20 protein-coding genes and 1 pseudogene are annotated in these 21077 nt (G+C 57.6%); 12 read left to right on the top strand and 9 right to left on the bottom strand.

All coding sequences use genetic code 11. The annotated features are described in order from the left end of the window. Positions 1-735 precede the first annotated feature (735 nt). From ACEK02_RS16000 to ACEK02_RS16045, 10 genes are all read left to right on the top strand, one after another. Positions 736-3666, top strand: a complete 2931-nt coding sequence (locus ACEK02_RS16000; protein WP_371422596.1) for a DEAD/DEAH box helicase — start codon at positions 736-738, stop codon at positions 3664-3666. Next, complete coding sequence (locus tag ACEK02_RS16005; RefSeq protein WP_371422597.1) at positions 3666-5423, top strand: SIR2 family protein; 1758 nt, start codon at positions 3666-3668, stop codon at positions 5421-5423. Before ACEK02_RS16000 ends, ACEK02_RS16005 begins: the two co-directional genes overlap by 1 nt. Positions 5424-5505: 82 nt before the next feature. Then, the gene (locus ACEK02_RS16010) at positions 5506-5943 is read left to right on the top strand and encodes a hypothetical protein (RefSeq protein ID WP_371422598.1); all 438 of its coding nucleotides are present in this window, start codon (positions 5506-5508) and stop codon (positions 5941-5943) included. 52 nt (positions 5944-5995) lie between these two features. Then, positions 5996-6253 carry a hypothetical protein gene (locus ACEK02_RS16015; protein ID WP_371422599.1) on the top strand — a complete coding sequence of 86 codons (258 nt, stop codon included), beginning with the start codon at positions 5996-5998 and terminating at the stop codon, positions 6251-6253. Positions 6254-6382: 129 nt separating this feature from the next. Then, entirely contained in the window at positions 6383-7555 is a 1173-nt protein-coding gene (locus ACEK02_RS16020) for an ImmA/IrrE family metallo-endopeptidase (RefSeq protein ID WP_371422600.1), read from the top strand. Positions 7556-7561: 6 nt separating this feature from the next. Further along, the gene (locus ACEK02_RS16025) at positions 7562-8032 is read left to right on the top strand and encodes a DUF4411 family protein (RefSeq protein WP_371422601.1); all 471 of its coding nucleotides are present in this window, start codon (positions 7562-7564) and stop codon (positions 8030-8032) included. A 136-nt stretch (positions 8033-8168) separates the two neighbouring features. Then, positions 8169-8660: a DUF4236 domain-containing protein gene (locus ACEK02_RS16030; RefSeq protein ID WP_371422632.1), complete on the top strand. Its 492-nt coding sequence runs from the start codon at positions 8169-8171 to the stop codon at positions 8658-8660. A gap of 11 nt (positions 8661-8671) precedes the next feature. After that, positions 8672-9340 (top strand): VWA domain-containing protein, encoded by a 669-nt coding sequence (locus ACEK02_RS16035; RefSeq protein ID WP_371422602.1) that lies wholly within the window; start codon positions 8672-8674, stop codon positions 9338-9340. A gap of 4 nt (positions 9341-9344) precedes the next feature. Continuing rightward, positions 9345-10148 (top strand): PP2C family serine/threonine-protein phosphatase, encoded by an 804-nt coding sequence (locus tag ACEK02_RS16040; protein ID WP_371422603.1) that lies wholly within the window; start codon positions 9345-9347, stop codon positions 10146-10148. Then, positions 10111-12072, top strand: coding sequence for a hypothetical protein (locus tag ACEK02_RS16045; protein WP_371422604.1), 1962 nt, complete (start codon positions 10111-10113; stop codon positions 12070-12072). Before ACEK02_RS16040 ends, ACEK02_RS16045 begins: the two co-directional genes overlap by 38 nt. A 6-nt stretch (positions 12073-12078) precedes the next feature. On the opposite strand, the gene ACEK02_RS16050 is transcribed toward ACEK02_RS16045, so the two are convergent. The 7 genes and pseudogenes from ACEK02_RS16050 to ACEK02_RS16080 form a co-directional block, all read right to left on the bottom strand. Then, a complete protein-coding gene (locus ACEK02_RS16050) occupies positions 12079-12519 on the bottom strand; it encodes a hypothetical protein (protein WP_371422635.1) in 441 nt (146 codons plus the stop codon). A 90-nt stretch (positions 12520-12609) separates the two neighbouring features. Next, positions 12610-13065, bottom strand: a pseudogene (locus ACEK02_RS16055) (lysozyme inhibitor LprI family protein); the annotation flags it as partial. A gap of 136 nt (positions 13066-13201) precedes the next feature. Then, positions 13202-13426, bottom strand: a complete 225-nt coding sequence (locus ACEK02_RS16060; protein ID WP_371422605.1) for a WGR domain-containing protein — start codon at positions 13424-13426, stop codon at positions 13202-13204. A gap of 443 nt (positions 13427-13869) precedes the next feature. Next, positions 13870-14676 carry an HNH endonuclease gene (locus ACEK02_RS16065; RefSeq protein ID WP_371422606.1) on the bottom strand — a complete coding sequence of 269 codons (807 nt, stop codon included), beginning with the start codon at positions 14674-14676 and terminating at the stop codon, positions 13870-13872. Then, positions 14673-15257, bottom strand: a complete 585-nt coding sequence (locus ACEK02_RS16070) for a thermonuclease family protein (RefSeq protein ID WP_371422607.1) — start codon at positions 15255-15257, stop codon at positions 14673-14675. Before ACEK02_RS16070 ends, ACEK02_RS16065 begins: the two co-directional genes overlap by 4 nt. Continuing rightward, the gene (locus ACEK02_RS16075; RefSeq protein WP_371422608.1) at positions 15193-15999 is read right to left on the bottom strand and encodes a hypothetical protein; all 807 of its coding nucleotides are present in this window, start codon (positions 15997-15999) and stop codon (positions 15193-15195) included. The genes ACEK02_RS16070 and ACEK02_RS16075 overlap by 65 nt, the downstream gene beginning before the upstream one ends. Further along, positions 15990-16799 carry a hypothetical protein gene (locus ACEK02_RS16080; protein ID WP_371422609.1) on the bottom strand — a complete coding sequence of 270 codons (810 nt, stop codon included), beginning with the start codon at positions 16797-16799 and terminating at the stop codon, positions 15990-15992. The genes ACEK02_RS16075 and ACEK02_RS16080 overlap by 10 nt, the downstream gene beginning before the upstream one ends. On the opposite strand from ACEK02_RS16080, the gene ACEK02_RS16085 reads away from it, so the two are divergent. Further along, complete coding sequence (locus tag ACEK02_RS16085; RefSeq protein ID WP_371422610.1) at positions 16798-17022, top strand: hypothetical protein; 225 nt, start codon at positions 16798-16800, stop codon at positions 17020-17022. The genes ACEK02_RS16080 and ACEK02_RS16085 overlap by 2 nt on opposite strands. A 16-nt stretch (positions 17023-17038) precedes the next feature. Here ACEK02_RS16085 and ACEK02_RS16090 read toward each other — a convergent pair whose 3' ends face one another. Together ACEK02_RS16090 and ACEK02_RS16095 are read right to left on the bottom strand one after the other, a co-directional pair. Next, positions 17039-18475, bottom strand: coding sequence for a hypothetical protein (locus ACEK02_RS16090; RefSeq protein WP_371422611.1), 1437 nt, complete (start codon positions 18473-18475; stop codon positions 17039-17041). Positions 18476-20188: 1713 nt separating this feature from the next. Continuing rightward, the gene (locus ACEK02_RS16095; RefSeq protein WP_371422612.1) at positions 20189-20437 is read right to left on the bottom strand and encodes a helix-turn-helix domain-containing protein; all 249 of its coding nucleotides are present in this window, start codon (positions 20435-20437) and stop codon (positions 20189-20191) included. A gap of 259 nt (positions 20438-20696) precedes the next feature. Between ACEK02_RS16095 and ACEK02_RS16100 the strand changes: the two genes are divergently transcribed. Continuing rightward, on the top strand, positions 20697-21035 hold the full coding sequence (locus ACEK02_RS16100; RefSeq protein WP_371422613.1) for a hypothetical protein: 339 nt from the start codon (positions 20697-20699) through the stop codon (positions 21033-21035). The last annotated feature ends 42 nt before the right edge of the window (positions 21036-21077 follow it).

Consider the following 21077-nt stretch of genomic DNA (forward strand, 5'->3'; position numbering starts at 1 on the left):
CAGATTCAGTGAACCGCACCGTCCATCGCGAATGGCCCGACTGGAAAAGTGACCCACCTCTGTCCGGATCAACGGCACCCCACAAGATCAGCACACCAACCCTGCCCTAGGCCACTCTCTTACGTACTGCGCGCTCGACCGAAGGGGCTTCGATAGATCTTGGGTCAGGGCCCGATTGCAACATACCATCATTTCTCACGAAGACCTCGGAATTGGGATCAACCGCCAGCCGGTCAAACAATTCCCGTAGCTCTGGCCTAAGGCCATCACCGCGCAGGGCTGCTATAGATTGACAGTTGCGCATGTCGTGCTCCCGTTTCCCGAGCACGATAGAAGTTCGGACGCACCGCCTTCCACCCGATTTCCGATGAAGAGCCCTCGCAGAGAGGTAGCAAAACGCGCCGGAGCGAAGCGCAGGCAAGAGAAAGAGGCACCCGCAGGAGGGTCAGCATTGCGCCGACGCGATAACGGTGGGACCCGGGACCGAGTGCAGTCGCGAGACCGGTTATACGATCGAAGTATCGAAGACAGTTTTGCCTTTGCTCAAAAGCCGATTGAGCAGGGCACGCCAACCTTCGGATTCTGCCATTACCTGCCTCCTGTACCGACCGTATAGGACTGCCATCGATTCTCGTCCACACGCGAATCGACCGCGCTTTGCCCCGCTCCGTTGCAGCCGATGGTTGAGTAATAGCTATAGTTGGCGCAGACTTCTACCAGGGGGAGATTCGCTGCGTGTCCTATTTTTCGGACAATTATTCCAGGCTTACATTTCCGCTGGCTGACGGTGAAAAGCCCGGTTTTCGTGAAGCTCAACGCGGCGCGTTGTTTGCGATCGGCTCTCATTTCAGCGGGCGCAATGACGCCGCGATCATTACGATGCCGACCGGTACCGGCAAAACCGCCGTACTGCAGGCCAGCGCGTTCCTGTTGCAGGCGAACCGGGTCCTTGTCCTGACGCCAAGCCGGCTGGTGCGCGAGCAGATCGCCGATGATTTCAAGAAGCTTGGCGTTTTGAAGCGGCTCGGCGCCATCCCTGCCGACCTTGCTGAGCCCAGGGTGATGGCGACGACTGGCAGAATTACCGACCCTCTCCAGTGGGAAGGATTGAGGGAATTCGATGTGGTCGTTGCAACGGTGCCCAGCGTCAGCCCCCATATCGAGCAAATCCCTATTCCTCCGCCCGACCTCTTCGATCTGATCCTGGTCGATGAGGCGCATCACAGCCCGGCGACTTCCTGGACCGCGACACTCGATATGTTCAAGGACGCGCGTCGGGTGCTGTTTACTGCAACGCCGTTTCGACGTGATGACCGCGAGATTCTTGGGCGGTTTGCGTATACGTATGATTTAAAGCGCGCCTACCAGGATGGCGTATTTGGCCATATTCAATTTCAGCTGGTCGATCAAATCTCGGCCGGCGACAATCGGCAGCAAATGGAAGATATCGCGACAGCCAAAGCGGCCGAGCGAAAACTAGCGGCAGATCGGGCCGCTGGGTTTGATCACCTTCTGATGGTGCGCACGGATAGCAAGAAGCGGGCTGCCGAACTTGTAGACCTGTACGAAAACCATACTGCCCTACGCCTCAAGCTGATTCAGGGAACGCACTCTCTGTCTTACGTAAAACGGGTTCTCGCGGCCTTGGCCGCCAATGAGCTGGACGGCATCCTCTGCGTCAACATGCTGGGCGAGGGTTTTGATATGCCCCGCCTGAAGGTCGCCGCTGTCCATTCGCCGCATCGGTCCCTTGCCGTAACGCTGCAGTTCATCGGTCGCTTTGCACGGACAGCCGGCGAACGTCTGGGAGAGGCGACGTTCCTGGCAACAGCGTCTGGCGTCAAAGTCGAGGCGGAAAGGCTCTATTCGGCCGGTGCGATTTGGGCCGACATTATCCCCAACCTCAGCGCGGCGCGGGTGCAGCGGGAAGTCGAAGCCCGGGAGTTTATCGAAACGTTCGAACGGGACATGGGCACGATTCCCGATCTGTCCGATATGTCGCTGTATTCGCTTTCGCCCTACGCCCATGTGAAGATTTATCGGCTGCGGGAGCCGTTTGACGTAAACACCGTGCCGAATTTTGGCGCCGACCGGGAACAGATATTCGGTCGGGTCAGCGAGGACACAAATTCGAGCGTTTATGTTACGCGTATGAGGTCGCCAGTGCCCTGGTCGACCGACGATGAACTGATCGATGTCGAATATGACCTTTTCATCTTTTATTTCGATCCAGCGTCGTCCTTGCTTTTTATCTGCGCTTCGTCGCGCGGCGATGGTCTTTACAGACGGGTGGTTCGCGACCTGGTCGGATACGATCCCAAAATTCTTGGTCTTTCGGAACTTAACCGGACCTTGAAGGAGCTTGAGCAGCCGCGCTTTTTCAATGTGGGCATGCGAAATCGCCAGCAATCCAGCCTGACAGAATCGTACCGCATGCTAACGGGTTCGCATGTTGACGAGGCCATACGTGTCGAAGACGCACGGCTTTTTCATCGCGGACATTGTTTCGGCAGCGCGACCGAAAATGGCAACGAGGTGACGATTGGGCTAAGCAGCGCTTCAAAAGTCTGGAGCAACACATCCTATTCGTTGCCTGAGCTGCTTGCTTGGTGCAGGAACCTGGCCCGGAAAATTCTGGACACACGAGCGGCCGTGACTGGCAGCAACCTCGACCTCCTGCAAATGGGCGAGATCGTATCCAAAATTCCTGCCCGGGCGCTGTGGGCGGAATGGGACAAGAATGTCTATATCGATCCGCCCCTGGCCAAGTTTGAAATTGGTGGCAGGCCCTACCAGGACGCGCTCACCCAGTTCAGTCTCGACGTCGAGCAATCGGATGAAAACGGTGTGCTCTTGCTACTAGAGGGACCTCGCCTCGAAACCAGAATCCAGTTCAAGATCGCCGAAAATCCTCAGTTTTCGTACCTCACAGACGAACAGACCAGGGTTGAGCTGGTGTTCGGTCGGCGCGGTGAAGACATTGTCGACTACTTAAACGACAGCCCGCTCAACCTAATGCTGGATGACTGGTCGAGAATTTGCGGCGAGGAGCATTTTCCCGCGCCGGCTGAGCCCTACAATCCGTTCGATCGCGAGCGTATCAAGGTGGTCGACTGGGGCGGGGGCGGTGTCGATATCAGGATCGAGTACGCCGACAACCATGGCAACGTTATTCCCGCATCGATCCAACTTTTTCTAGAGCGCGAATTGAACGTGGAAGCCAATACCGTTGTGTTTTGGGACCACGGCAGCGGCGAGGCCGCTGACTTCGTGGTTCTTAGGCCCGCTGCAGAGGACGGCGTGACCGTCACTTTATACCATTGCAAGGGTGCTGGCGGAGTTGCGCCCGGCAATCGCGTCGGCGATGTCTATGAGGTCTGCGCCCAGGCGGTAAAGTCGATTATCTGGTGCGATCTTCCTCGCCTGGTTGAGCGACTGCTGGATCGCATGGCGCGCGGGAAAGGGGTCGGCCGACTTGTGCGCGGTGATGAAGCCAGCATGCGCGCGCTGGCGGCCCGGCGACCTGTTAAGTTCGGTATGGTCGTCGTACAGCCTGGCATCACCAAGGATGGGCTGGAGCCCCGGCTGGCGGAGGTATTGGCTGCGGCGAACTATCATCTGGTTCGTGCCGGGCACGAAGAACTTGAAGTTTGGGGCAGCGCCTGATGATTGATCCTTTAACCGCCCTGGCGTTTTCGATCTATGAGAACAAGGGCGTCTATTGCCTGCTGCTGGGTTCGGGCGTTTCGCGCCCGGCTGAAATCCCGACTGGCTGGGAGGTCACGCTCGACCTGGTTCGCCGTGTCGCCGCGCTGCAGGGCGTAACCGGCGAGCCGGATTGGGCCAAATGGTACAAGACGACATTCGGCACGGAGCCAGGCTATTCCGAGCTGCTGGATCAGCTGGCGAGTACGCCGGACGAACGGCGCTCGGTTCTGCACAGTTATATCGAGCCAAATGAAGATGACATCGCCGCGGGCAGGAAAACCCCCACACGGGCGCACCAGGCGATCGCGCGGCTGGTCGCCGCCGGTCATGTGCGGGTCATCATCACGACGAACTTCGACCGCCTGATCGAAAATGCCCTGCGTGAGAACGGCGTCGAGCCGACGGTCATCACCTCGGATGACGCCTTGAAGGGCGCGGTCCCGCTCATTCACAGCCGCTGCTACGTCGTCAAAATCCACGGCGATTACCTCGACACGCGTATCCGCAACACGGATTCCGAGCTGGGCGCTTACACCCCCGGGCTCGATACCATGCTCGACCGGATCATTGATGAGCACGGGCTGATTGTGTGTGGCTGGTCGGGTGATTGGGATCCTGCGCTGCGCACAGCGATCACGCGGGCTCCCAACCGCCGCTATCCGATGTTCTGGGCCGCGCGCGGCCAGATATCTCCGGTCGCCCAATCGCTGATTGAGCATCGCGCGGGTAGAGTCATCAAGATCGAAGGAGCCGACGCGTTCTTCGAACGCCTGGAGGCCCTGGTATCGGCCCAAGCGGATGCGCAGCGACCGAATCCCCGTAGTGTTGAGTTGATGGTGGCCAGCGCCAAGAAATTCCTGGCGCGCCCTGAGTTTCGCATCCAACTCGACGAGCTTATCGGCGGCGAACTGCGCCGCATCGACCAGGACGTTGCAGCCGGAGTCACGCACCTGGGCGGAGCCTGGTCAAACGATTATTTCGTTTCGGCAGTTGCGCGCTATGAGGCTCAGACTGAGGTACTTGCTCGGATATTTGGTATCCTGGGGCGTTACGGGACCGGTGGAGAGTTTCGCGACGCGTTAGACGCCATTATCAAGCTCGGCTTTCGTGAGCCTGCAGGTGGCTATGACTTTTTAACGAACCTGAGAACCTATCCGGCGGTACTGTTGTTCTACGCCTATGGGATAGGGCTCCTCAAAGCCCAGCGCTTCGGTGATCTGTTCAAGTTGTTTTCAACACCTATCAATACCGGCCGGGATCATATTCCAACGGTGGCTTCGCATCTCCTTCTCGGCAGGTGGGAAGGCATGGAAAATGATCCGTGGAAGCGGTTCATGCCCGGCCTGGAAAAACGTAAGACTGCTCTCAGCGATCATTTGCACGATCTGTTTGAGAGTTGGACCGTCGATTATCTGTTTACGAAGGGTGAATACGCCAGCCTGTTCGAGCATTTTGAACTGCTGGGGGCGCTCGCTTACATCTCTCTATCAAATGATAAAGCGACGTTGCAGGCAGAAGTACAGAATCCGAGCGGTTTGGTCTGGTGTCCGATGGGTCGGGCAGCATGGCACGGCAGCGTCAGCCGTCCGATTCTTGACAGCTGGAAAGGCGATGTGGGGCCGCTTCTATTGAAAGCTGGCTTCGCGCACGGGGACAAGGACTACCTTCCATTGGCCATTAAAAGTATTGGCCGACTGTCAAGTCGGCTAGGTTAGGAAGAGCCTCGGTCATCTTCAGAGGACTTTTCGAAAGGCGCACGAATCAGGCTTAGACTCGTGTGCCACAGAGAGGGCAAAGATGAGCACAAGCCCGCCGATAAAGCCGCCGGCAAAAGATCATCCCGACGATCGGGCACGCGTGCCACTGGAAGCCGCTCTCTCGCTAATACCGGGCGTGAGCAGCCTATTTAAGCTCATCAACGAGTGGTTTCCAACCCAGGCGCAAAAATCACGCAGCAAGTGGGAAGGCAACGTAACGACCCGGACCAACGAGCACACCGAGCGCCTCGATGGGCACGACCAGGCGCTTAACCCCACAACAACGCTGACCGGCGTGGCGGTACAGCTGGCCGTGGCGTTGGCGCAGGCGCCAGGCAACGGCATGGCCGGAGGGCGGCTGATACTGCCCGATCTGTGTGTGCTGCTGCCAGACGTTGACCGTAAGGAAGTCGAGCAGGCCGCGTTCGAATTAAACTCGCACGGCTTGGTCAAGATCGAACGCCATTGGCCGGGATAACTGGGGGCTGAGGCTGACGCAGAAGTTCTACGAGCAGATCGACCACCAGGTCATGGGTTGGGGATCCACGACGCAGGAAGACGCCCGCGCCCTGGCTAAATTGTTGCTTGAGGATGAAGCCCGCGAATGGACCCCGACGCTGCATGCTGCGAGCGGCTGGGACCTGCGCCGCTTCAACCCGGCGTTTCAGGCGCTGCTACGGCATATTCCCGAGGAGCGGGTGAGCCAAGAGGTCCAGCCTGACTACCCAGCCCGGAGCCTGAGCCTCATTCCGGAAGATAGGGCGGTGCTGCGGAGATTTGCCGGTTAAGCTGACGCTGACACCACTGCCGGGGGCAGTGCTGAATGCCCACGATCTGAACGGTTCTTTTAGGCAAGCCAGCCATATTTGATGCCTAGCTATTGACGAACGCGGTATAATCCCGCCGGAACTGCAGAAATGGCAAAAAGCGTCAAAGCCCTCATCAACCCGACCATGCTGACATGGGCACGGGAGCAAGCCGGGTACAGTCTGGCCGATGCCGCGCACAAACTCGGCATTGATGAAGCGCGCCTGCAGGCGCTCGAAGCTGACCAGGAAACGCCAACCTTCGCCAAGCTGCTGGATATGGCTGACCTGTATAAGAGGCCGGTCAGCCTGTTCTATCTCAAGAAGCCGCCCAAAGGCTGGCAACCGATTCAGGATTTCCGGCGCCTGCCCGGCACCGAAGGCGGATTCTCTCCGCAGCTGACCTATACCATTCGCCAGGCGCGCGAACGCCGCGAGGTGGCCCTTGCCATCAAAAGCGAACTGAATGAGCCGGTGCGCGAATTCACGTTGCGCGCCACGCTCTCCACCAATGTTGAGACCCTGGGCGCCCATATCCGTGAGTTTCTGGAAGTCAGCGAAGCCAACCAGCAGCGCTTTGCCAAAAAGGCTTTTGAAGGCTGGCGAGCCGCGATCGAGGCCAAGGACATTCTGGTGTTCGTGGTCCCTCGCCTCAAGATCAAGGAAATGCGCGGCACGGCCCTGGCCGAAACCACGCTGCCGGTGATCTTGGTCAACGGCAAGGATCGCGGCAACGGCCGCGTGTTCACGTTGCTGCATGAGTTCTGCCACCTGGCGCTACGCCAGAGCGGGGTCAGCAACGTGGGCGGCGACCGGAACGATGCCCCCAACCCTACTGTTGAAAAATTCTGCAACGCGGTCGCAGCCGCGGCGCTGATGCCGAGTGAATGGCTTCTGCGCGAGCATCTGGTCGCGAACAAGGGCAACGCCAAAACCTGGGACGATGACGAACTGGACGCCCTGGCGCGCCGCTTTGGCGTCAGCCCCGAAGCAGTTTTGCGCCGGCTGCTGACGCTCGGCCGCACGACGCAAAGCTTTTACGACAGCAAGCGTCCGGTTTTTCAGAAGTTTTACGACGATCTCGAAGAGAAGAAAGAGAAGTCCACGGGCGGGCCGGAATATCACCTGGCCGTATTGGGCCAGCTCGGCCGCACGTTTACGCAACTGGTTTTTCAGGGTTACCACGATCGCTATTTCACGCTGCGCGATGTCGCAGGTCTTTTGAACATGAAGGTCACGACCGTTCCAGTCATGGAAAAAGCGGCCTTTGGCCTGGCGGGGTAATCCCTCGTGGCAAATCCAATTTACTGCATCGATACCAGCGCGCTGATCGCAGCCTGGTACGAACGCTACAAGCCCAATCGCTTTCCCAAGCTGTGGGAACAACTGGATCAACTGATTCAGGAAGGGCGGCTGGTGTCCTCAACGTTGGTGCTGCGCGAATGCAGCAAACAGCGGTCGGAAGAGCTGCACGATTGGTTGCAACCGCGCTCAGCGATATTTCAGGTGCCGGATGAAACCGTGCAGGGTCAAGTCGACCATATCGTCAACACCTACACCGGCCTGGTCACGGCCGGTAAAGAGAAATTCCAGGCCGACCCGTTCGTCATCGCGCAAGCCAAGGTCAGCGGCTACACGGTCATCACAGAGGAGACCGGGCCGACCAGCCTTGGGAAGATACCTGGCGTCTGCAATGCCATGAAGGTTGAATGCATCAACCTCATGCAGCTGATCGACGCTGAGGATTGGATATTGGGCTAAGTCGAGAGACAGGCGGTCAGACAGCCTCTTTTGAGGATCGACCGCCCCTGTTCAGGAAGGAAATCTCACCTGAAAAGCCCGAGGCAGGTTGAAATATCTTCGATTTTGGTCGAATGTTTCAACCTGGGGAAGAAAAATGGGGCTCCGGTTTCGTAAATCGATCAAACTGGTTCCGGGCGTGCGCCTGAACATTGGGTTGAGGCGTACAAGCCTTTCCTTTGGCGGCAAAGGCTTCACCTATAACCTTGGTTCGAATGGCTCCCGGGTGACGGTTGGACTCCCAGGGTCCGGCCTATCGTATTCCACAAATCTCCAGCACCAGCACCCGGCGACGCTCCTTGCGAACTCACTGCCGGCGCGCAAGCGCTATTCCGCGACACCTTTCGTGGTCATCGCTTTTATTCTTGGGCTGATTTACATCGCCTTTCAGTCGACAAGCCCTGGTGGCAAACCAACCCCAGTGAATGCTTCGGCGGTACCCGCGCTGCCAGCAGACATCACCGGCACTATTTCTCAGCGCGCATCGGACGAAAGCCACGCCATCGAAGGGCCCGTTCCGCTGCCTCGGCCGCGAACGAGGCCCCGCGAGAGTGTCGGTCCACCGTTACAGCTAATACCGCAACAGTGATTGGAACAACGATGTCCGGTTTTGAACAGGTGGGCTTTGGAAGCGATGACGATTTTACGAGGAATCCGGAGCCCCGGTGCCCGTGCCTGCTGCTTTTGGACACCTCTCACTCGATGCAGGGGCGCGCGATTTCGGAACTGAATCGCGGCATCGTGACGCTTAAGGATCAGCTCGCAAGCGATGCGCTGGCGATGAAGCGTGTCGAGATAGCGGTCGTGACCTTTGGTCCCGTCAATATCGACTCCAGTTTCCAAACCCCGGATTTCTGGCAACCGACCACGCTGTCGACAACCGGCGACACCCCTATGGGCGCTGCGATCGAGCAAGGCATCGATTTGCTCAGAGAGCGAAAGCAGCGATACAAGGATAATGGTATCTCGTACTATCGGCCCTGGATTTTCCTGATCACGGATGGCGCCCCCACCGACAGCTGGCAACGAGCTGCGCAGCTTGTCCGCGACGGCGAAGAAAAGAAGGAATTCTCGTTCTTCGCAATCGGCGTAGCGAGTGCAGATATGGGGATCCTTGCCCAGATTGCCCCACGCGGCCCGCTTAAACTGGACGGCCTCAACTTTCGGGAGCTGTTCATGTGGCTGTCGAGTTCGTTGAGCCGCGTTTCGGCTTCGAGTACCAACGAACGTGTGGCTTTGCCGCCTCCAAGCGGCTGGACCGAAGTCTAGTTCGATGACATGGCGGATAGCCGCCACGTCGGCTATTGGCACCTCGCACACCAAGACTGGTCAACCATGCCAAGACAGCGTGCGTGTCCGGCTGGTCAATACGCTGGCTGGACCAATCCTGATCTCCGCGGTCTCGGATGGTGCGGGTAGCGCCGCCCACTCTGAGATCGGATCGCGTGCCGCAGTGACAACTGCCACCTTCCTGGTTGAAAATTTTCTTGAAGCGGACGGTAACGTCGGATCGATTAAACGGGACACAGCGCTAAGCTGGCTCGCCCAAATTCAAACGGTTATATCGACGCTCGCTGCCGAGTCGGGTGCGTCAGTGAGGGAGTTTGCGTGTACCCTCCTCGTTGCAATTATAGCACCCGACAGCGCCGCTTTTTTTCAGGTTGGCGATGGTGCCATGGTCGTTCGCGAGCAGGGCGACGACGGCTGGTCTTACATCTTTTGGCCGCAGCACGGCGAATACATCAACACCACCAACTTCATCACAACGAGCAACGCTTCCGAAGTGATGGAATTTGCGTCAGCGTCCCGCAAGATAGAAAGCTTCTCTTCTTTTTCAGACGGTATCGAGAGCCTGGTCCTGCACTATGCAACCAAGACGGTCCACGACCCCTTCTTCAATCGGATGATTGCGCCCGTTTGCGAGGCCCTGACCGACGGCCTGGACGATGGCCTGTCGGTTAGCCTTTCAAACTATCTGGCCTCCGAAATTGTCTGCACTCGCACCGACGACGATAAGTCGCTGGTGCTTGCCACGCGCCGTGAACACCAACCGCCTGCTGCCGATGCCGACTCCTGAAGTAGTTGACTCGTCTGGTCGCGAAATCCGCCTTAGCGACGTGGTTGGCCGGGGCGGCGAAGGTATCGTCTACGGCATCACGTCATCGGACGAGCTTGTAGCCAAGATTTACCACAGCCCCCTTTCCGCCGAGAGAACCGCCAAAATCCAAGTGATGTCGGCACTCTCAAACGGTATTCTTAAGCAGGTGTCGGCGTGGCCCGCGGGCCTCCTGCTCTCAAAGTCTGGGCGCGTCCCCGTTGGACTGCTGTTGCCACGTGTCAAGAACGCCAAGGACATTCACAAACTATACAGCCCTAAGAGCCGTCTGACGGAGTTTACACGGGCTGATTGGCGCTTTCTGGTTCGCGCTTGCGCGAACACAGCCCGGTCGTTCGGCGCCATCCACGCCACAGGCAGCATCATCGGAGACATCAACGAGGCCAGCGTCCTGGTCGCGACGGATGCCACGGTCAAGCTGATCGATTGCGACAGCTTTCAAATCATCGACCAGGGAAAGCGATATCCCTGCGAGGTCGGCGTCGAGACGTTCACGCCGCCCGAACTCCAAGGAAAACACCTGCGTGAGGTCATTAGAACGGCGAACCATGATGGCTTCGGCCTCGCCATCATGATTTTTCTCCTTCTGTTTATGGGACGCCATCCGTTCGCCGGCCGCTTTCTGGGTCGGGGCGACATGCCGATTCCGAAGGCCATATCAGAACTTCGGTTTGCATACAGCGCAATGCGCGCCGACGTGCAAATGGATCGACCCCCGAACACGCCCGCCCTCTCGATCGTCGGCGACGAAGTCGCGTTTCTTTTTGAGCGGGCCTTCGCGAAGCAGATGGTCAACGGCGGCAGGCCGGAACCTCAGGAATGGGTGCAGGCCTTAACCGGCCTTGAAAAGAATCTTGCCCAATGCCGGGCGAACCCCTCGCATTGGCATCACAAAGCTGGTGCGTGTCCGTGGTGCCCCATAGAAGCGGTCACACGCGTGGAGCTGTTTCCTTTTGTTGCCCTTGCAGGCGAAGTCACAGCTTCCGATCTGACAACCCTCTGGCGCCAGATCGAGGCCCTGCAAAGCCCCGGGCCGGCTCCCGACATCGGCGCTCCTCGCCCGCCGCCGAGCGCTGAGGCTGTTTCTGTGGCGGACTCTTTCCGTCGGGCAAACATTATGGCCTTTGGCCTGGCATTGGCTGTTGGCGCAATAGGTGTCTTTGGCGGCATGAGCGCGCCAGCGCCGCTTCTGTTTCTCATTGCCGCGCTAGTCTCGTTCTTTGGCGCTCGCAGATGGCTCGACAAATCGAGCGACGTTTACAAATTCCGTGATGCCGAGGCAAAAGCGAGAGACACCTGGAAGCGTGCTCATCAGCAGTGGAGCGAAAGGACAGGATCGGCCGGGTTCGATAGCAAAAGGCAGGAAGTCCTAAAGCTAAGAGCAGCGGTCGATTACCTCCCGACCCTTAAAAAAACAAAACTCGATCAACTCAGGGCGTCGGTAAAGCAAGCACAGCTTTCGCGCTATCTCGACAACTACGAGATCGACAAGGCGCGCATTGAAGGTATCGGCGAAGGGCGCAAACGCACGCTACAGTCCTACGGGATTGAAACGGCTGCCGACCTGCTGAGCAGAACGGTCGAGACAGTTCCTGGATTTGGCCCGAAATTATGCGGCGCCCTGTATGCGTGGCGGCAGTCGCTGGAAGCTAGATTCAGGTTCAACCCTGCAACCGGTGTTGACAGGCGCGACATCGATAAGATTGAGCATGAGATGGCCGTAGAACGGCGAAAGCTAGAGCAAGCCGTGCGCAGCGGTTACGAGGAACTGAGGCAGTTGCATGCGCGGGCGTTAAACGCGCGCACGCAACTCCGGGTACCCGTCGAAGCTGCCTACGCTGAATATCTTCAAGCTGACGAGAACTACAAGGCGGTATCGCGTTGACCAACCCTATTGCTTCCAGCCGATGACAATGCCGTTCTCCAAAAAAACGCGATTGCTGAAGCGATTTCGTCCGGTCTGCCCGTATTTCCACGTTTCCTTGGTTGTGGCTTTCTTGATCTCCTGATCCTTATCAACGGGCCCGCCCCAGGACTCTAGCAGTTGCTCTTCGGTCATTCCCTGCCAGATCGTATGCGCGAGGATGCGGTCGGCGATCTCATCACCGTACTTATCGACGAGCCGCTGCCGTTCCGCAGCGCGCCGCCTCTCCTCCTCTCGCCGCCTTATATTGTTGAAAACGACAATGGCACCGATGACACCTCCCACAATGAAAATGCCTACCAGCAGGGGATTGATCCCGCTGGACGGCTCAGGAGTGACATTCGGCTTCGGGGCTACCGTTCCATCGGGACCTCGCTGCGCAACAGAGGGCGAGGCCGCAGGGGGCACGTTCTGCGTCCTCGGCTGTGGGAGCGGTGAAGGTGGGGCTGCCGACGTCGGATCAACACTCGCAGGAGGCGCCTCCGATAGTACCGCGATACGCTGCTTTGTCATATCCAGCACACACGACCAGACGACCGTTCCGGCGGCCCCACCACAAACAGTATTTCTCTGTTGTATCCAGGACCGTTGGCTTACGACCAAGGCCTGATAATCTGGTCCCTTCCTCAGTCCAAGGGCCTGCTGATACTGCTGGCCCATCCGCATATCCCACTCAGAAAGTGTTGTGTCTGCGCAGATCGCGCGCTCAATCGACGTGGTCGCCGCACGACAATCGTAGCTAGGCCCTGATTGCGGTGGCCTGGTTCGAACCGAATTCTGCGCTGGTGGATCGGGTATGTTTCCCCTGCTCTCCAGGCAATCAACTCTCTCGTCCACATTCTGGATAGCCAAACATTTTGCAATGCGGGCGGACTCTTGAGCGATTGCCGGAACTGCAAAGAACCACCCGAAAAGCAGGGCTGTTACGCCGATAAAGAACTTTCGCGCAAGCACAACCTTCCCCGTTCCAAAAAACAGCAGTCAAATAGTCACGCCGGCAATTGGCGACTGTAGCGGCCTCAAGAGCGCATAGATCGAGAGTATCGCCTTACAACTTGAAAGCGCAAGATCGTAAATACGACTGTACGATTTATCGGTAGCCACGCTTCCGTTTCTCCGTCCATTTGGCAATCAACGCGATATCGGCCGCTCCCCGGGTGCGATGCATCTCGAACCGCACGGTCCCAGGTCGACCAACGCGTCCCCATTCCCGGATGAACGACCACTCGCCGAACAGAGTGGGTTGAACATCCAGCTTGTAAAACCGTGCCATGTTGCGGCGATGGATGATGCGATTCATGATAATTGCGGTCATGCGCTGGTTTCCTCCTCGTCTTGTTGTTGTAATTGCAGGGCGCGCGAGACTGTTGAAGCATTGCAGCCAAGCAATTTGCCAATCTCACGCATCCCGCGTCCTTCCCGCTGGAGATCCCGCGCATGCGCGATCTGCTCCTCGTTGAGTTTAACTTTGGCCCGAACTTGCGGCCTTGCGCCCTGGCGCGTTCCGCCCCTCGTGCGTCCTCGCCAGAATAAAAGCGCGCTCCAGCTGCGCAAAAGCTGAAAGCATGGTCAGCATCGGTGGTAGAGACGCGGGCGTATCCGTATTTCAAGACTGCCAATTTGCAACAGACTAATGCAACGGTCAAAGCCGTTGCACTGCCAATTTGCAACAGACTAATGCAACGGTCAAAGCCGTTGCGCAGACTGATGATGACCAGTGTTGCATTTATTTTGATTTATGCAACGCTCGGCCGGACGCTAGCCGCCAAGGCGGCGTGCTTCGGCGGCCTTCACCTTAGCAATCATATCTAGTTCGATTTCAGCACGGCGCTTTCCAAAGTGCGCCTCGCGGTGATCGTCGGGGCATATGGCGATGACGTTGCTCATGCGGTCGGCGCCGTCGTTCGCCAAGGCAATGATGTGATGACACTCAAGGTATCGCGTGCCGTCCTCACAGAGAAAGCCTTCCTCCCCACAATACTCGCATCTGCCGCCCGCACGCGCCTTGACGGCTGCCCTTACCTTTTGATCTCGCGCATACTGCTTGGCTAACACGATCTTGTAACCCGGACTGTCCGCGCCCAGATCATCAAGATCGTTGATCGCGTCATCGGCGAGCGCAACGCCCGCCATGCCTGCAAGTCGACGGCGTCGCTCGGCAGACGGCATAAGGGTCGCAAGATACTTCCACGCCGTTCGATTGCTGTGACCCTTCAATTCCTCCAGGGCGAGCGCAATCGCCTTGAAATCCGCATCGGTGAACGTGTGCCCCTTTGACCGCCTGATAATCCCGTCACGAATGCCCGGTTCGACGTAGTTGGCTGTCCAAGCCTTGGGATTGATCTTGTTTTCCGCGGTCAGCACGACAACCAGGGCCAGCAGCGGCACGTCAGCGAGCGCTGCGGCCGAATCCAGCAAATCGCATACCTGCGCAACCGTGCGGGCGTTGTCCCTCGGTCGGCCCAGTAATTCGGCGGCGTCCTGGTATCTGAGGTACTGGTTTGACCTGGCCGCCTTGACGATAATCGGCAACAGCTTGCGCGCTTCGTCGTGCTGGATGGTCATTGCGGCCTCGGTGACGGAAGTTGCGACTCGATTATTTTCGGCCAGTTTGGCATGCGCGGGCAACGCGTCTCGCGGCACACATACGGAACGGCCAGCTCTTCCGCGATCAGCGTATCCCCTATGTTCTTGCCGTTGAGAGTTAGGATACCGCACTTCCGGCCGCCATTGCATTGCCTGGTGCCGATGGTCTCCTCCGGGCAGGAGCACCTGACCTCTGTCAGATCAAGCGGGCCGCTGTGCAGCAGCTCGACAAACCGTTCTTTGGCAATCGTCGCCAAAGCCTTCTCATCCGCCGACACCTTGCGCCGGGGAGTTTTGATTTCCGGGGTGTCGTAACCAATCATCCGATAACGGTGCAGCCCGACATCGATGGTGTCGCCATCGACCACCGCAATCGCATTAACGCTGATCGGTTCGGCCTGAACCCCGGAAATTGAAAGGATAGAGAGAACGGCCACAAAGGCCGCTTCAAGCCGTTTCATCCGTTCCGCCCCTGCGTTGGTCAGCGATTTTTCGTCAAAGGCTTGTAGAACCGCCCTGGTATTTGGGCCATCCGGACCATGATTCAGTTGCGGATTCAAGCGCCAAATCCAGCATGAAGCCCGCGCTCATGAAGTGAAGGTGATTGCCTCCACCGCGCATAACCATCCCAGCCATGCCAGCGAAGTGGTTGCCTGGGGCGCCCCCAATGTAGAAGACCGGGCCACCACTCATGCCGTCGGCGTCAATCGCCTTTTCTATTGTTACACGCTGCAGATGCGGCGACGACGTCCCGCCGTCGTAAACCGCCTGAACCGAAATACACTTTGCTCTGATGCGGTCCTCGTCGAACAGCTGACGCTGCGAGGGGTAACCAAAAGCCATAAACGGCTTTTGGGCCGTACCGGTTGGCCAAACCCGCGCGTCACCGATTGGAAAAAACTCGTTGGTCAGGTTCGCCACGTCATAGCCGGCCACGTCGAACTCAAATGCGGCGACGTCTATGGCGTCACCGTCCCTGTTCTCGTCGGTCACCATGAGCGCGCGGGTAGTTGCCGCGCTCATTATCTTTGAGTCGAAAGACAGCGGAATCGCTATCCTGTCGGGCGTGTAATCCCGAACCTGATGAACGCAGCAGAAAACAAAGTGCCGGTTAGCGAACCTGACGGCCGTGCCACTTCCGAGCAGGCAATAGGGAAATTGCTCGTCGCCGGTCAGCGCGAAAATCTGCTTGCAGTATTTTTGAAGAACCTGCTCGACGTCCCAAGCGCTATGCCAGAGCGCCCCGACCTGAACCGGCCACGCGCCGCCGGGTCCGGCCTGTTGGGGGATGATCAGCGACACTGAACCCGCTCAACCTGCCAGCTGTTGAAATCCGCCGCGATCCGTACGCGCCAGATATCGGCAACGCCAGCCTCCCGATCCAGCTGCATGACGTTGTAAGAATACTCGCCGTTCTCCACACCATGGAGGCCCACCACCCACACCGCAGCGAAATCGAGGGGCGTTGGCAGCGACTTCGCGACCCTGTTAGGAAACCACGGGCCCCCCTCGGCATTCACGAACACTACAAGGGTTTTTCCACCGGCATAGGCAGCTTCGCCCTTTGCCTGCTTCAACGCGATCTGACCGAGTATCAGCGCCTGAATATCCCCAGCTGCGCCGCCCTTCAAATCCGGCACAAGCACATGCTCGGTCGGAAAAGTTTCCTCAGTAGCGCTATCCTCGATGACGCCGTCGCCGCCGATCGGATCATCCAAGCCGGCAAGCCTGAACCGCTCGGGCTCGCTTTCGAAATTGCCGACGGCGCAGATCAGCAAGTTCGCGAGCACCTCGCGTGGGAGCATACGCGCGAAATTGCCGAACGGCTTGCCCGTCTGGAGAGGCTTGCCAGTCCGGACGTGCGGCTCGATTTCCTTGAAGGCGTGGGCGAGGCTTTTAAAGCGCCGGCCTGGATATTTCATGCTTGTGCCTGACAGCGACGCTGACCGGCGCGACCATACCACATCAACAAACGATAATACGCTTTGCGCACCCGGGAACCATAGCGCTAGCCTGTGCGCAAGTCGCGGGCCCCGCTTATTGCGGCGGCAGCTCTGTGATAACTTTCTAAAAGTCGAATGTACGATGAGGCTACAGCTCATGGCGTCTTTTCAGATTGAAATCTATCCGCAGGTCTTGCTTGCCAATGTCTTAGCAAGCGTAGATATCGCCGTAGAATCTGCCCGACAATTGGAGAAGGTAGGACATTCGATAACGTCCATCAACCGTAACGGCGAACTCTACGCTAACGGTACGACGCTGCGCGACCTGCTGGGCGCAAAGGAAGTCTCGACCTTCAGGAATTTCGCGGTGACAAGCTGCTAGCCGAGGGCAAGCAGCACTAGGCTTCGGGGTCCGACGGCTTCCATTCTTCCTTCAGCATTCCGGCAAGCTCAATCGATTCCGACACGGTGAGGCTGGACAATTCATCGGCCAGTTTCCGAACATCGACCACTCTTCGGCTGCCAGGGTATTCGTCCTCGGAGATGCGGGACAGAACGGCAGTCCTCTCTGTGAAATACCCTAGTTCAGTCCGCACTTTTTGAGCCTTCTCGATCTGCTCAGCGGTCCACTCGCCCGTGTCTATGAACACGAAATCTTCGGACGAGCCTTTTACGCCGCTGGCGTCCATTGCTATTCCCACAATGAACCGTTTCTGCGGATCGGCCGCCTTTGCAGCTGCACAACGAAGCTGCAGAATCTGTGCGCGATCCTTGCGGTAGGCTTCATGATCTTTGCCTTGATCACCGCGCCCGACGTAAAGCACGTAGCTGACGTCCGCCTGCTGTGACGGCAGCATTGCACCGATCTCGTTCTTTCTGGCAATCTCTCGCCGCTCCACGATCGCCTTCGAGAGAATCCTGCGATGAAAGCGGGTTTCACCCGCCAGGATGCGCGCTGCCCTTTCGTAATCGGACATGCTCACTTCGTTGCCTAGTTCCAGTGTTTCTTTGAGATAATAATCTGTGATGTATTCAGTGAGTCCATCCCAGAATTGGCTGATCTTGTTGGCTTCCCGGCCGGCCAAAAACTCCTTAGAGGCCTCGATCTTGGCCCACAGACCGGGCTCGATGAAATAGTCATGATCGTGCGCGGGGAAAGTCCGGCCATGCCAGAGGTAGTAGGCCACGATATCTGTTTCTGATGCGGCGTACTTGAAATGTGCCGTCACAAACAGCGCAACCTTGCTATTCAGGTAGTGGATGAAGTCGTTGATGGTCGAGAGTTCGCTGAGAACCAGTGGCAGGCTTACATCATCGAACCCATGCACCCAGCCGGATGCCTTTTCGATCGTCCCCACTGTAAACCGTTCTTCATCGTTCAAGACCATTGGCTTGATCTTTAGGCCTCGGATGCCCGTTTCAACCTCGGCACGATCCAACGCTCCCAACGCAACGCAAACGCGATGCACTCGCATATCGTCAGCGGCCGGTAGTGCGATTGGCAGCCGTTCAAGGCATTTAGCGTCCAGAAATATTTTCTCGGGAGAGCTGAGGATCGACCTTTCAGCCTTGGCGATTTGCTTTGCAGAATCCGCGATCGACAACCTGAACCAGCGCGACCAGTCAAGGTCAGCGTCGCCAGAATCGGGATAGCTGCAGGCCTTGGCCGAGAATATGATGACGTCGTTGCCGAACACGACCAGAAGATCGGTCAGCTCTTTGCCCGGCTTTCTGAACAGGTTGGGGTATGTCCACAGCTTCAGGAACGATCTTTCGCACAGCTCTGCAAGCATCTGCTCGGAACCATTCAAACCCTCGGATTTCCTGAAGCGCACCTGGCTTTCCCCCCTCGCACAACCTAACTTCAGATTGCGCCTGGAAAAACAGCAATCGAAGGCCTATTGCGTATTTTGCGCAGATTCCGGCTTAGAGCCGATGGCAGCCCCTCGCCTCGCCAGCACGGCCGGGTCAAGGCCGCGCAGCGCCCGGAGGGCCTGGCCTTGATGCGGTTGGGACGGTGTGGCTCTTGCTTCAGAGCGGAGCAACGCGAAGCCGAGACATGCACCCGGACCTGCATCAGTGATAGCGATGCCGAAGGCAGATGCCGGGTCGAGTGCAACCCCGAGACCGGTTAAGAAGGCACCCGGCGCACGCATCAGTGATAGCGGTGCCGCAGGCAGATGCTTGACCGAGTGCCTCCGGCGAGGCGTTCACCATCAAGCGTGAGGGATTGTGACCCGCATGGGCGGAGACAGGGCAGTTCTCGGCTTCGAGATCCGCACGGCTCCGGGCAAAGCCTAAAGCCCGGCCGCGGGCCACGCCCAACTAAACACGCAACAGAATGAGCGCGATTGAGAGATGACTGCGAAGGGTGCAAGGTATCGCCTGCCGCAGGGAGGTGCGGAGGCCGGCGCAAGGACTCCGCTGGCGCGCTGGAAGGCGATCGTTGAGAACATCCCCGCCAAGCGCGGGGATGTTCGTTTTGGGCGTTAGCCTTTGCGCCACTTGAATTTGGTCATGTGCCCGTAGGCGAATGCCTTCTGAGATTCGAGATTTGCGTAAGTCGCATTTCCCCGCGTCGGATGCAGATTGGAAACAACCGCTCGCCGCAAGTCTCGGTAGTCCTTACCGTCTCGCAGTCTAAGTAGAACCGTAGTCCTGGTCGGGGCATATTTGATGCGTCCGACCCGTTTGAGGCTCGCTATAATCTGTGGGTAGCTAATCGGGTTGTCGTAAGTCACGAGTATGCCGTCGCCGCTCATTGGCAGCTCCTTTGCTATTTGGTTGTGAGGGAAATTTTGAAAAAGGTTGCTTTGAAAAGTGCTTAAATATAGTGCTTTGTAGCATTTTTCGTTGACGAAAGCAACAGTCGAGCGAAAGCCGTGCGTGCTGTGGTCGCCGCCAGCGGCTGGTATCACAGCCGAAGTCCGTAACGCCTTGTTCAGTGAGTTGCCGGACATTGGCACGCCATCGTCATTGGGACGTCGAGTAGATCGCGGATCAGCGTCGCGCGATCAGCGCTTTCGGCGTCGGTCTCGCGCCGAGCGGCAATCGAGTCGTCCCCCAAGGTCGTCCAGCACGAGGTAAGTCTCTCGCTCGGCATCGTGGAGGACAACGGATGCGTTACGCATGACGAGAGCCTCCTCTTAACCTCACGGTCGACCCTCCGGGATTTCGGGTCAGAGCCGGGTTCGATGCCGGTCGAGGGCAATTGTGGAGTCCGGAACGGCATAAGCGTGCCCGCTGCGGGAAGCCTGCTGTTTTATTTTTGTCGGCGAATACCGCGCGTCATCCTGTTGGTATTTGTGTTGGTATCGGCAGTAATACAAGAAGAAGTTTACTTTGAATTCAAATGGTTATGGTATTAGAAAGTTGCCGGCCAGGGCAATCGAACCCCTGTTTCAGCCTTGAGAGGGTTAAGCCGATCCGCTCTATAATCATCCTGAAAATAGTTCGCTGATCGAAAACCTATAGATGTCAGTCTCGGCTCGTCTGCCGAGCATGCGTAACTACAGCAGTTTTTCGTACTACAAACGGTGCTCTTCCAATTACTGAGAACGAGCCGACGCGCGAAGCTTTTTGATTGCATCGATCGGATCAAACCCGATGGCCTCTGCAAGATCCAGAAATTCAATAACGTCAATGCGCCGCTGGCCACTTTCCACTGTGGCCACAAAAGATTGATAGCGCCGCAAACGCTTTGCGAGCTGGGCTTGCGTCAAACCGGATTTCTTCCGCTGCTCAATAAGGAGAGCGATCAGGGCCTTTTGCCGAGGAGATCGGAGCGTTCGTGGCATTTTCTGCCCCAGAGACAAGGGGGCAGACAAATAATCGGATTTACAGATTATCTAAAAATCAGATATTCTATGATTTGGCAGTCGTCCTTGGCACCGTCCCCAAAAGGATCGTCTCAGGAGAGGTTTCTAGGCGGGATGACACGCGGTTTTTGCATCAAGAATTGATGTTTTTCAACGCGTCCCCGCTGCCTGCGTTAAACCTTCGTTTGTTTTGAAGTGGCATCTAGTGGCTCGAACATTCTATCGGGAGAGAAAGCCATTGAGCGACCAAGCCGATCTTGAAAAGAAAGCCATCGAGGCACTGCGGCATTATCGCAAAGCCCTCGCCACGGTTGAGAGCCTGGAACAAGCGGAAGCTTCATCGCGCCGAGCGATGACGGGGATGCTGCCCGATCTTGAACGCGCAATCCTCGAAGACTGCGCATCATCAGTCAAAGACAATCTGTTTCAAACTGGCTTGGCGGCGGTCTCGCGATCGAACGAAGCGTGGGACGCCTTGAGCAAGGCCACGACGAGATTGGAGGCGGCCCGCCAGGCTCTGGTCGCCCTGGAGCAGCAACTGGGATATATTCCAGGCGTATCGAAGGTTGCGGCATAATACAGGGCCATCTGGCTAACCGGATTTCCGGCCCAGATCCAC

The organism is Tardiphaga sp. (assembly GCF_041424195.1).
In the GTDB taxonomy this organism is placed as follows: domain Bacteria; phylum Pseudomonadota; class Alphaproteobacteria; order Rhizobiales; family Xanthobacteraceae; genus Tardiphaga.

Coding starts and splice junctions, on each gene's coding strand:
- ACEK02_RS16060 (WP_371422605.1), bottom strand. CDS start 13,426: ATGACCGCAATTATCATGAATCGCATCATCCATCGCCGCAACATGGCA.
- ACEK02_RS16095 (WP_371422612.1), bottom strand. CDS start 20,437: ATGCCACGAACGCTCCGATCTCCTCGGCAAAAGGCCCTGATCGCTCTC.
- ACEK02_RS16010 (WP_371422598.1), top strand. CDS start 5,506: ATGAGCACAAGCCCGCCGATAAAGCCGCCGGCAAAAGATCATCCCGAC.
- ACEK02_RS16040 (WP_371422603.1), top strand. CDS start 9,345: ATGACATGGCGGATAGCCGCCACGTCGGCTATTGGCACCTCGCACACC.
- ACEK02_RS16080 (WP_371422609.1), bottom strand. CDS start 16,799: ATGAGCTGTAGCCTCATCGTACATTCGACTTTTAGAAAGTTATCACAG.
- ACEK02_RS16085 (WP_371422610.1), top strand. CDS start 16,798: ATGGCGTCTTTTCAGATTGAAATCTATCCGCAGGTCTTGCTTGCCAAT.
- ACEK02_RS16020 (WP_371422600.1), top strand. CDS start 6,383: ATGGCAAAAAGCGTCAAAGCCCTCATCAACCCGACCATGCTGACATGG.
- ACEK02_RS16015 (WP_371422599.1), top strand. CDS start 5,996: ATGGGTTGGGGATCCACGACGCAGGAAGACGCCCGCGCCCTGGCTAAA.
- ACEK02_RS16065 (WP_371422606.1), bottom strand. CDS start 14,676: ATGACCATCCAGCACGACGAAGCGCGCAAGCTGTTGCCGATTATCGTC.
- ACEK02_RS16005 (WP_371422597.1), top strand. CDS start 3,666: ATGATTGATCCTTTAACCGCCCTGGCGTTTTCGATCTATGAGAACAAG.
- ACEK02_RS16030 (WP_371422632.1), top strand. CDS start 8,169: ATGGGGCTCCGGTTTCGTAAATCGATCAAACTGGTTCCGGGCGTGCGC.
- ACEK02_RS16035 (WP_371422602.1), top strand. CDS start 8,672: ATGTCCGGTTTTGAACAGGTGGGCTTTGGAAGCGATGACGATTTTACG.